The 11,442-nt window shown below is 44.8% G+C and carries 8 protein-coding genes; 4 read left to right on the plus strand and 4 right to left on the minus strand.

Features of this window, described 5'->3' with window-relative positions; translation table 11 throughout:
* Positions 1-22: 22 nt before the first annotated feature.
* Positions 23-1,060: a rod shape-determining protein gene (locus H6G48_RS19690; protein WP_147070009.1), complete on the minus strand. Its 1,038-nt coding sequence runs from the start codon at positions 1,058-1,060 to the stop codon at positions 23-25.
* 223 nt (positions 1,061-1,283) lie between these two features.
* Here H6G48_RS19690 and H6G48_RS19695 point away from each other — a divergent pair, with 223 nt between their 5' ends.
* Positions 1,284-1,634 (plus strand): single-stranded DNA-binding protein, encoded by a 351-nt coding sequence (locus H6G48_RS19695; RefSeq protein WP_002802212.1) that lies wholly within the window; start codon positions 1,284-1,286, stop codon positions 1,632-1,634.
* A 260-nt stretch (positions 1,635-1,894) separates the two neighbouring features.
* Here H6G48_RS19695 and H6G48_RS19700 read toward each other — a convergent pair whose 3' ends face one another.
* The gene (locus H6G48_RS19700) at positions 1,895-2,704 is read right to left on the minus strand and encodes an aminotransferase class IV (protein WP_190722926.1); all 810 of its coding nucleotides are present in this window, start codon (positions 2,702-2,704) and stop codon (positions 1,895-1,897) included.
* A gap of 29 nt (positions 2,705-2,733) precedes the next feature.
* Here H6G48_RS19700 and H6G48_RS19705 point away from each other — a divergent pair, with 29 nt between their 5' ends.
* Positions 2,734-4,359, plus strand: coding sequence for an ArnT family glycosyltransferase (locus H6G48_RS19705; protein ID WP_190722927.1), 1,626 nt, complete (start codon positions 2,734-2,736; stop codon positions 4,357-4,359).
* A gap of 109 nt (positions 4,360-4,468) precedes the next feature.
* Positions 4,469-7,456, plus strand: a complete 2,988-nt coding sequence (gene gcvP / locus H6G48_RS19710; protein WP_190722928.1) for an aminomethyl-transferring glycine dehydrogenase — start codon at positions 4,469-4,471, stop codon at positions 7,454-7,456.
* Between the two features lie 39 nt (positions 7,457-7,495).
* Here the strand turns inward: gcvP and lpxB are convergent, their stop codons facing one another.
* Positions 7,496-8,725, minus strand: a complete 1,230-nt coding sequence (gene lpxB, locus H6G48_RS19715) for a lipid-A-disaccharide synthase (RefSeq protein ID WP_190722929.1) — start codon at positions 8,723-8,725, stop codon at positions 7,496-7,498.
* 183 nt (positions 8,726-8,908) lie between these two features.
* Positions 8,909-9,745 (minus strand): acyl-ACP--UDP-N-acetylglucosamine O-acyltransferase, encoded by an 837-nt coding sequence (gene lpxA, locus H6G48_RS19720; protein WP_002797088.1) that lies wholly within the window; start codon positions 9,743-9,745, stop codon positions 8,909-8,911.
* Positions 9,746-9,895: 150 nt separating this feature from the next.
* On the opposite strand from lpxA, the gene H6G48_RS19725 reads away from it, so the two are divergent.
* Positions 9,896-11,215 carry a four-carbon acid sugar kinase family protein gene (locus H6G48_RS19725; RefSeq protein WP_190722930.1) on the plus strand — a complete coding sequence of 440 codons (1,320 nt, stop codon included), beginning with the start codon at positions 9,896-9,898 and terminating at the stop codon, positions 11,213-11,215.
* The last annotated feature ends 227 nt before the right edge of the window (positions 11,216-11,442 follow it).

Below are 11,442 nucleotides of genomic sequence, written 5' to 3' on the forward strand. Positions count from 1 at the left end.
CGCTAACCGATCCTAGTGACCTTTAGACATTGCGAGTTGTTTCATTAACGATCCGCTCAAAGAGTTTCTGATTTTTTAACACTTCTCCCGTGCCTTTGACAACACAGCGCAGGGGATCTTCAGCGATATGGGTAACGATACCGGTTTCGTGACTGACTAGGCGATCGAGTCCCCGTAATAAAGCACCCCCTCCCGCTAACATGATGCCGCGATCGATAATATCGGCCGCTAATTCGGGGGGAGTTTTTTCTAGGGTACGTTTGATCGCATCAACGATCACGGAAAGTGGCTCATCCATACTTTCCCGCACTTCTTCCGCTTTGATCGTCACGGTGCGGGGTAAACCGGACATAAGATGCAATCCCCGCACTTCCAGAGGAGGAAATTCATCTCCGGGGGAGGGATAAGCCGAACCAAGGCGAATTTTGATATCTTCGGCCGTGCGTTCCCCGATAATCAGGTTATGGACTTTTTTTAGATAAGCGATAATTGCTTCCGTGAGTTCATCCCCGGCCACACGGACCGATTCGCTGATCACTGTCCCATCGAGACTGAGAATCGCCACTTCCGTGGTGCCACCACCGATATCGATGATCATATTTCCCGTCGCTTCCGAGACGGGTAAACCGGCACCCAAGGCCGCAGCAACCGGTTCATCAATTAACCCCACTTCTCGCGAGCCGGCATTTTTGGCCGCATCCACCACCGCACGTCTTTCTACTCCAGTAATCCCACTGGGAACACCGATTACCATGCGGGGATTGCCAATCGTGCCATCGAGCGCTCGTTTGATGAATTCCGCTAACATGATCTCGCAGCTGTAAAAATCGGCGATTACCCCATCGCGCAGGGGTCGCAGAGCGGTGACATGGCCCGGAGTCCGACCGAGCATTTTTTTGGCCTCCTCCCCGACAGCGATCGGGTTACGATCTTGATCGATCGCCACTACCGATGGTTCCTCTAAAACAATACCTTTCCCTGACACATAAACGAGGGTGTTTGCTGTCCCCAAGTCTATACCTATGTCCCTTGATAAGGCTAGACCTCTAAAAAAACCCACTTGTTTTCACTCCTGTTCTTATAACAACGTTGCTATGGCTAGACTTTCGATCGAATCGACTTGGATTTTATTACGTTTTGTTTCTCAAGTCTAGTTAATTATCGCTTCTTTCTCTCCAGATTGACGCAAATCCTGCCCCTAATTTTCTCCCTAGCCACCGGTCAAAGTCAGGGTTTCGGGCTAAAATAAACATACTATTGTACTAAATTGAGGATTTAAGACCATGAGTTTAAATCTGGTTCATTTGGTGGGACGAGCGGGGAGAGACCCAGAAACCAAGTATTTCGAGTCGGGTAAGGTTTTATGTACTTTAACTTTAGCGGTTAATCGTCGCTCTAAAAATAGCGATCAGCCGGATTGGTTCGATCTGGAAATTTGGGGCAAAACGGCGGAAGTGGCCGCTAATTATGTGAAAAAAGGCGGTTTAATCGGAATTAAAGGTTCTTTAAAAATGGATACCTGGAATGACAAAAACACGGGATTAGCTCGCTCTAAACCGGTGATTCTCGTCGATCAACTAGATTTACTCGGTTCTAAACGCGATAGTGAGGCTAATTCCGAGCGAGAATTTTAAAGCTTAAGCGGTATTATTTCCAGATTTTAGGTGTGTTAGCCTCTAGTAACACACCTTTATTAGACCTCTTGTAAAAATCAAAAATTGTTGTTAGGGTTAGGAGTCAGGAGTCAGGAGTCAGGAGTTAGTAGTCAGTGGTCAGGAGAATTAAGAATGAATAATAAGCAATTAAATGGTCTATTCACAGATTTTAGGCAATTCAATCCTTATTTTTGCCGTTTTTGAATCCTCAGAAATTGATTGTTAATCATGCCAGAAGTTTATTTATTCTCTAATTGACTGGAAAAATATTGCTGTAAATCCGGTAAAACTTGCCGATAAATGGCTGTATTTATCTGTAGATTCCAGCCAAGAATAGAATTAAAAGGGATAATTTCCACCAGGGAATTACTATAAGCAATCCCTTCTAAAGTCCCGACAAATTCGGGGGTCCAGAGATTTTCTTCTAGGGAAATATTTTGTTTTTTTAACCAGCCGATCAAAGCCGAGCGCCCGATGCCGGGTAAAATATCAGCAGTCAGCAGGGGACTGTACCAGCAATTATCTTTCCATCCCCATAAATTACCCGTGCTAGTTTCTAACCAATTCCCAACTCGATCGACTAATATCGCTTCTTTTGCTCCTTTTTTTTGAGCAGTTTGTGACGCTAACCAAGGGGTTAAATAATTACCAGTTTTATGTTCTCCTAAAATGCGTTGCCAAGCGGGATTATCTATTACCCAGCCAATAATTCCCCGCTCTTGTCTAAGGTTTAAATCTTCGGGGAGAAATCTGCCTTTAATCCACTCCCTGCCATCGGGAAAAATTGTAATTCTCAGGACAGGATAGAATCGGGATAATTCTTCGGCTCCTTGGCGAATTCGCTGCCAATCGGGATCAGACCATTGGAAAACTTGTAAACTAGAGTGCAGACGTTTGAGATGTTCTTGCCAATGGGTTAGGGGATGATCTAAGCTTTGTTGATAGATACGCAGGGTAGTAAAGAGTGTGGCTCCATAAAGCAGTCCAATATCATCAATACCCAGACTTATTCGCTCATCCTCGATTAATTCGCCATTATACCAATACATAATCAGTTAACTGTTTACTGCCCTAGCTTATGAACCGTCAAAAATTTACTTGGGGATATTCTAGCTATAAATTGCGTCAGAGAGAAAATTTTAAAGAATTTCTGTGTTTACTGGGATTATTAATAGCGGCCTTAATTATCTATCTAGTGGGATTAGGTAATTTACCCTTGCGGGATTGGGATGAAGCGACCATTGCTCAGGTGGCCAAGGAAATTAGCCAAACCCCACTGGAACAATTGCGCTGGTTATTTCCCAGTTTTTGGGGTGATCCCTACCTGAATAAACCACCGTTGATTCATAGTTTGATTGGTCTAACCTACCATTTCGGGGGCATTAATGAGGCCAATACGAGACTAATTCCCGCTTTTTTAACAGCTTTATCGGTGCCGCTCCTCTACCTTCTCGGTCGAGAAATTTTTCCCGCTCGTTTGCCAGCTTTACTATCGGCCTTAATTTATCTAACTCTTTTGCCGGTGGTGCGCCATGGCCGTTTAGCCATGTTGGATGGAGCGGTATTATGTTTTGAAATGCTGATGTTTGTCTGTTTACTGCGCTCACGGCGCGATTTACGCTGGTCTCTGGGGGCGGGGTTAGGATTTGCCCTCCTTTGTCTGACCAAGGGTATTATGGGGCTATTATTGACGGGTATCGGCTTGATTTTTCTGCTCTGGGATACCCCCCGGTTATTAACGTCTGCCTATTTTTGGTCGGGTTGGTTGTTGGGAGCAACTCCCGCTTTTGCCTGGTATAGCGCCCAATTTTGGCACTACGAGCGGGAGTTTCTCGATTCCCTTTTTGTTCAACAGTTAAAGCGAGTTAGTGACGATCTCGACGATCATCGCGGACCGTTTTGGTATTATCTGCTGGAAATTCTTAAATATAGTTGGCCTTGGTTAATTTTCTCGGTTTGGGGTTTAGGTTTAGCACGTCAGGAACATCTCTACAGTTGGGCGAAGTTACTGTTAGTTTGGACGGGTGTTTATCTGTTGGTGGTTTCGGTAATGGCGACCAAGTTGCCTTGGTATATTCTGCCGATCTATCCGGCCTTGGCTTTAGCGGCCGGTTATGCCTTGGCGCAAGTGGGTAATCTTCCCATTGATCGCCCCTATAATCCAATCTGGTCAATTATTCTGGGTATTATCGGCGTTGGGGCGGGTTTATTAGCTTTAATGGTCTATTTTCCGGGTAATTTTGCCGCTATCGAACCTATCCATCCCTTAATTCTTTTAACCTTATTGTCACTTTCCTTGACCATGGTGACAACGGCGATTTTGTTAGCTCGGCGCTCGGAACAATTCAGCGTGGTTTTACTCTGGGGAATGTTGGTTTCTTTGTTTATTTTTGTCAATTCTCCCCTGTGGATCTGGGAATTAAATGAGAATTTCCCCGTCAAACCGGTGGCGAGTTTGGTACAGAAATATGTGCCGGCCGATCACCCTGTTTATATTGCTTTTGCCTACGAGCGCCCCTCATTAAATTTTTATAGTGGTCGTCGGGTTTTTCCCCTTGCTGCTGAAGAATTAATCAATTATTGGCAAAGTCACAAGCAACCCTACCTAATTATCGATCGTCAAACCAAAGAAGCTACTGATTTAGGAGGATTAAAGGTGATCGGCTCTACGGATTCCGGTTGGTTTTTGGTGACAAAGCAGTAGTGAGGTTAATTTTGGGCATACTTTTCGATAGCAAATTAGCTGAGACTTTAACTTGCTGGCTTCAAATATTAGAAAAATTTTACAAGTTGCGTTAAAATCACCCCTAGCGATGAAACGCAACACTTTTGTAATTGTTGAAACCGAGATTAATATGCTAAATAGGTCAATTACGGCCGAGAAAACCGAGGAATTCGCTCCTGCTGACCTGCAAGACCTGCTAGACTGCACCGATAGCTTTGTTAACCGTCACATTGGACCGACGGAGACGGAAATCGAGAAAATGCTGGCGGTTTTGGGTGTTGCTACCGTGGAGGAATTAATCGCTCAAACGGTCCCTGCAGCAATTCGTTTACAAAAAAGCCTTAATCTAGCACCTGCCTTGAGTGAATACGCCGCTCTTGCCCAATTAAAAGCTATTGCCTCCAAAAATCAGGTATTTCGCTCCTTTATTGGCATGGGCTACCATGACTGTATCACCCCGCCGGTAATTCTCCGCAACATCTTAGAAAATCCGGGTTGGTACACCGCCTATACTCCCTATCAAGCGGAAATCGCCCAAGGACGCTTAGAAGCTCTCTTAAACTTCCAAACTCTCATCACTAGCTTAACCGGTCTGGAAATTGCTAACGCTTCCCTCCTCGATGAAGGAACAGCAGCTGCGGAAGCGATGAGTATGAGTTATGGACTGTGTAAAACTAAAGCCAATGCTTTCTTTATCTCTAGTAGTTGCCATCCCCAAACGATTGAAGTTGTTAAAACCAGAGCGATTCCTTTAGGTATTGACATTATTATCGATGATCATCGTCTCTTTGACTTTCAAACGCCGATTTTTGGCGCATTATTACAATATCCAGCCACCGATGGCCTAATTTATGACTATCGGGAATTTATCGCCAAAGCGCAGGAAAATGGGGCTTTAGTCACCGTTGCCGCCGATATTCTCAGTTTAGCCCTGTTGACTCCCCCCGGCGAATTGGGGGCTGATATTGCCGTGGGTAGCAGTCAACGCCTTGGGGTTCCCTTGGGTTATGGGGGTCCCCATGCCGCTTATTTTGCCACCAAAGATGCCTATAAACGCAGCATTCCGGGGCGCATTGTCGGGGTATCGAAGGATAGTCAGGGTAACCCCGCACTGCGTTTAGCTTTGCAAACCCGCGAACAACATATCCGCCGGGATAAAGCCACCAGTAATATTTGTACCGCACAGGTGTTACTAGCGGTGATTGCTTCCATGTACGCGGTGTATCACGGACCGGAAGGAATCAAGAAAATCGCCCAAAGAGTGCAGAAATTAACCGCTTTATTGGCAAATGGTTTAAAAAAGTTGGGTTATCAAGTGGGGAAAGAACCGTACTTCGATACGCTCAAAGTTACGGTATCCACGGGAGTTAAGGATATCTTCGCCAAGGCAAAAACCCATAAGATTAATCTGCGTTATTTTGATGAGAATAATCTAGGAATTAGTCTCGATGAAACCACCAGTCTCAGGGATGTGTGGGATTTATGGCAAATTTTTGCCCCCACCGAGGAATTACCCTTTACCGCGGCGGAATTAGTCGAGAAAATTAGTCTAGAATTACCCGCTAATTTAACCCGTACCAGTGCCTATCTTACCGAACCGGTGTTCAATCGTTACCACTCGGAAACGGAATTACTCAGATATCTGCACCGTCTGGAAACAAAGGATTTAGCCTTAAATACTTCCATGATTCCCCTCGGTTCCTGTACGATGAAACTCAATGCCGTAGCGGAGATGATTCCGGTAACTTGGGCAGAATTCGGCAAATTACACCCTTTTGCCCCGATTGACCAAGCAGAAGGCTATCAACTGCTCTTTCAACAGTTAGAAACTTGGTTAGGGGAAATTACCGGGTTTGATGGCATTTCCCTACAACCGAACGCCGGTTCTCAGGGAGAGTATGCCGGTTTACAGGTAATCCGAGCCTACTATGAAAGTCGCGGTCAAGGTCATCGTCAGATTTGCTTAATTCCTGAGTCCGCTCACGGGACTAATCCTGCCAGCGCTGTTATGTGTGGTATGAAAGTAGTGGCGGTTAATTGCGATTCTCGGGGCAATATTGATATTAATGACCTGAAAACTAAGGCCCAGAAGCATCAGGATAATCTAGCGGCTTTGATGGTGACGTATCCTTCCACTCACGGCGTTTTTGAACAGGGAATTAGCGAAATTTGTGCCTTGATTCATCAATACGGTGGTCAAGTCTATATGGATGGAGCCAATATGAATGCTCAGGTGGGTTTATGTCGTCCGGCGGATTTTGGCGCTGATGTCTGTCACTTGAATCTTCATAAAACCTTCTGTATTCCCCACGGTGGTGGCGGACCCGGTATGGGACCAATCGGAGTAAAATCCCATTTAGTGCCTTTTCTGCCCGATGTTTCCCTAGTTTTGGCGAAATTATCCCCAGAAACCGCTAATGGTAAGCATCAGGACTCGATTGGGGCAATTTCGGCCGCGCCTTGGGGTAGTGCCAGCATTTTGGTGATTTCTTGGATGTATATCGCTATGATGGGGGCAGCCGGCTTGAAAAAAGCGACAGAAGTGGCAATTTTGAACGCTAATTATCTGGCTTTTCGTCTGGAGTCGGCCTATCCGGTGTTATTTAAGGGTAGCGCGGGAACGGTTGCCCACGAGTGCGTGATTGATTTACGTCCCCTGAAAAAACAGGCCGGCATCGAGGTGGAAGATGTGGCAAAACGCTTGATGGATTTCGGTTTCCACGCGCCGACGGTTTCTTGGCCCGTGGCGGGTACAATGATGGTGGAACCCACGGAAAGCGAATCTTTGGGGGAATTAGACCGTTTTTGTGAAGCTTTGTTAACTATCTATCAAGAAGTACAAGCGATCGCTAATGGTAGCATGGATCCCCACGATAATCCCTTGAAAAATGCCCCCCACACAGCCGCAGTTTTAACTGCTGATGATTGGAGTCGTCCCTATTCCCGTCAACAGGCAGCTTATCCGCTTTCTTGGCTAAAAGATTATAAATTCTGGCCGGTAGTGGGACGGGTTGATAATGCCTACGGGGACAGAAATCTGGTTTGTTCCTGTGAGGGTATGGACGCTTATAAGTAATCGTAATTCCTTGATAATATTTGGTGGGGTAGTGGCAAATTACCCCGCTTTTTTCTGGTTTTTCGGAACTTGATCCGTAAAATTAAGTACCTCTTGTGCCACTCGCTCGCAACTGCCTACTGTTCCTAAACTGGCTTTAGTTTCTGCGTATTCATCTAACATTTTTTGGCGACGTTGCTGATTTAATAATAGGTCTAGACATTCTTGCATAATTCTTTCTGGGTTAGCTTGCTCTTGTAATAGTTCGGGAACAATTTCTCGCATTAAAACTAAATTTACCGGTGAGACAAATGGTACAGAAAACTTCATAATATTGCGGGCAATCCAAGCAGTAACTGCACTTAAACGGTAAACCACCACCTGCGGCACATTTAACAAAGCAATTTCGAGATTAACTGTACCAGACTTAGCCACAGCCAGATCGGCTGCGGCAATCGCTTCTAAAGTCTGATCTCGTTCCATAATCACCGCATTTAATCCATATTCCTTCACTAATTCTCGCATTTTTGGTTCGTATAAAGCTAAGGGAACGGGAATTAAAAACTTAATATCGGGAATTTTTTCCTGTAATTTTTTAGCAGCAGCGCACACCGTCGGCACGAGATATTTAAACTCCTGTTGACGGGAAGCGGGTAACAAAGCGATCACTGTTTCTTCGGTTTTTATTGCCCATTTTTGCCGCATTTCTTGCCGATTGGGAGCATTGGCCATACGATCAACTAAAGGATGTCCCACCCAAGTTACTGGTAAACCTTTTGTTTCAAAAAAACGAGCTTCGGCAGGAAAAATTGCCAATAATTTATCCGTGACGGCGATTAATTTTTCCGTATTAAATAACTTTTCTGCTGTGGCCCTTAGTTTAGCTGAGGGGATATTTTCTTCCGACCAAATCCACACCTGTGGGGCAATATAATAAATAATTGGGACATCGGGAATAATTTTTTTAGCCGACTGACCGATCGCCACATTTGCCCCCACATAATCAATTAAAATAATCAGATCAGGGGGATGATCTCTAAAAAACTCTTTTGCTCGTTTTTGTAGTTGTAAAGTTGGCCAAATAAAGGGGATAGATTCAATTAATCCCATGGCAGCCAGTCGAGTGGTTTTACCCAACATTTTTGCTCCGGCTAACTCCATGCGATCACCACCTAAGGCAAAAATTTCTAACTCAATTTCTTGGGTTTTAGCTAGTTTAAAAAGGGATTCAATCAGCATGGCTGCCTGTAAATCACCCGATACCTCACCCGTGCTAATAAATATACGCATTTGGATAATTATTTGATAATAAAAGAATTCAGGAGTCAGGAGTCGGGAGATAGGAGTCAGGAGTCAGGATTGCTGGAGATAGGAGTCAGGAGACACGAGATTATTTTTATTTATTCTTCCCACTTCCCCACTTCCCCATCACCCCACACCCTACACCCCACAGACTGTTCCTCAATCAATAAATTATTTCCCCGGAATTAAACCGCGGCGTTTTTCTCCCGTGGTAGAGGATTGTAAAAATTGACAGAGATGTTGAACATGGGGGTTATCGGTTAAGAGAGAAACTTGTTCTAAAGCCTCCTGAAGATTTATATTAGAACGATAGATAATCCGAAAAGCTTTTTTCAGTAAAGCTAGATCTTCATCGGTAAAACCTGCTCTTTGTAAACCGACTAAATTAAGAGTTCGCACCCGACAGGGATTGCCTTCCACTAAAGTAAAAGGGGGAACATCGCGATCAATACGACTCATTCCTCCTAACATGGCCATTTTGCCAATATGAACAAATTGATGTACTCCTAAAACCCCCCCGATAACTGCTTTTGATTCGATCTGGACATGACCTGCCAAGGCGACACTATTAGCGATAATAATGTTATCTTGCAAAATACAATTATGGGCAACGTGAACATAGGCCATTAATAAATTATTACTGCCAATTTGGGTAACTTCTCCCGTATCCGTGGCGCGATTAATCGTGACAAACTCGCGAATTTGGTTATGATCACCAATTTCCACGCTACTTTCGCCACCTTTATACTTTAAATCCTGTGGTTCATTACCAATAACAGCCCCGGAAAAAATATGATTACCCTTGCCAATTTTGGTCGGACCCTCAATGACCACATGGGCATCAATAATTGTATCAGCTTCAATTTCCACATTGGCCCCGATCACAGCATAGGGACCAACTTTAACCTTGGGAGCAAGTTTTGCCGACGGATGGATAACCGCAGTGGGGTGAATTAACGTATTCAAAGGGAAGTCTCCCGCGCTCAACTTCGTCACTGTATGAATCATGGTATAGCTTATCCTATATTGGACAGATTGTGATCAAGATTGATAGCGGTTGCTTGCGGAGGGGACGACTTTAATGGGGAACCAGAACCCGATAAACTATTAACCAGATTCTCTTGATTCCCCCGTCCCTCCCATCCTGATAAAAAATATATGAGCAATAATAGACCTAAAATTATAGTCTTAGATGACGACCCGACAGGTTCCCAAACAGTCCATAGTTGTCTGTTATTGATGCGGTGGGATGAAGATACTCTCCGCTTGGGATTGGCAGATAATGCGCCAATTTTCTTTGTTTTGACCAATACTCGCGCTTTAACCCCCGAAAAAGCCGAGTCTGTCACGCGAGAAGTCTGTCATAACCTGAAAACTGCCTTAACTAAAGAGGGAATCGAGGATTTTTTGGTGGTTAGTCGTTCCGATTCTACCCTGCGCGGGCATTATCCGATCGAAACTGATGTTATTGCCGAAGAATTGGGCGGTTTTGATGCACATTTCCTGATTCCAGCCTTTTTTGAGGGGGGGAGAATCACTCGCGATAGTATTCACTATTTAATCATCGATGGCGTTCCCACTCCCGTCCACGAGACGGAATTCGCTCGCGATTCGGTTTTTGCCTACCACTACAGTTATCTGCCGGATTATGTGGAGGAGAAAACGAAAGGTAAAATTAAAGCAGATGATGTAGAGAGATTTTTACTGGCAGATATCCGTCAAGGTAGTTTAGAACGACTGCAAAAGCTCAAAAATAATCAATGTGGGGTGGTAGATGGGGAAACTCAAGCGGATCTCGATCGCTTTGCTGAAGATATTTTAACCGCCGCAGGGGAGGGAAAAAAATTTTTATTCCGTAGTGCCGCCAGTATTTTAACTTCTTTGGCTAATTTAGGAACTCAACCGATCGCACCCGAATCTATGGGTAAGTATAAGCCGACGGGGGAAGCCGGGGCAATTATCGTCGGTTCCCACGTCAAAAAAACTAGCCAACAATTAGATGAACTGCTTCAACAACCCAACACCGTCGGAGTCGAAATCGATGTGACGGCATTGCGCGATCGTCCCGATCAACGAGAGCAACTCCTAGCACAAGCTCTGGAAAAAGTCAAGCTTATTCACAAAAATAAACAAACCCCCGTTATCTATACCAGTCGGCAAGAGTTAACCTTTGCCTCTGTGCAGAAACGCCTTGATTTTGGGGTTGCCGTCTCCACCCTGTTAATGGACATTGTTAAGGGTTTACCCAGTGACATCAGTTTTTTAATCAGTAAAGGCGGAATTACCTCTAATGATGTCTTAAGTACGGGTTTAAGCCTGCGTTCGGCCCGTTTACTCGGTCAGATTCTCCCCGGTGTCTCCATGGTCCGCACAGCAGCCGATCATCCCCTCTTTCCTAATTTACCCGTGGTTCTTTTCCCGGGTAACGTTGGTGATGTCCAAGCTTTAGCCACAGTTTATCAACGTTTGTGCCAATAGGAGGGGATAGGAGACTCCGAGACAGGAGACAGGAGACAGGAGACAAATTCAGCTTTTTCTCCCCAACACTCAACCTCATCTGCTCACTCCTATCTCCTATTCCCTGAGCAAGGTTCATCGAAAATTTTGGGTCTGAAACCCCGTCGTTCTACGACGGCTTTACTGTTAAATATTAGCACATTTACGAAATATATGCTAAAATGTGAGGTATGGAAAAAGCCTATTCG

The organism is Microcystis flos-aquae FACHB-1344, assembly GCF_014698375.1.
GTDB classification, from domain to species: Bacteria; Cyanobacteriota; Cyanobacteriia; order Cyanobacteriales; family Microcystaceae; genus Microcystis; species Microcystis aeruginosa.

What these genes read in the sequence shown, in the direction of transcription:
- H6G48_RS19695 (WP_002802212.1), top strand. Translation starts at nt 1,284, where the DNA reads ATGAGTTTAAATCTGGTTCATTTGGTGGGACGAGCGGGGAGAGACCCA.
- H6G48_RS19700 (WP_190722926.1), bottom strand. Translation starts at nt 2,704, where the DNA reads ATGTATTGGTATAATGGCGAATTAATCGAGGATGAGCGAATAAGTCTG.
- H6G48_RS19705 (WP_190722927.1), top strand. Translation starts at nt 2,734, where the DNA reads ATGAACCGTCAAAAATTTACTTGGGGATATTCTAGCTATAAATTGCGT.
- gcvP (WP_190722928.1), top strand. Translation starts at nt 4,469, where the DNA reads ATGAAACGCAACACTTTTGTAATTGTTGAAACCGAGATTAATATGCTA.
- lpxB (WP_190722929.1), bottom strand. Translation starts at nt 8,725, where the DNA reads ATGCGTATATTTATTAGCACGGGTGAGGTATCGGGTGATTTACAGGCA.
- lpxA (WP_002797088.1), bottom strand. Translation starts at nt 9,745, where the DNA reads ATGATTCATACAGTGACGAAGTTGAGCGCGGGAGACTTCCCTTTGAAT.
- H6G48_RS19725 (WP_190722930.1), top strand. Translation starts at nt 9,896, where the DNA reads ATGAGCAATAATAGACCTAAAATTATAGTCTTAGATGACGACCCGACA.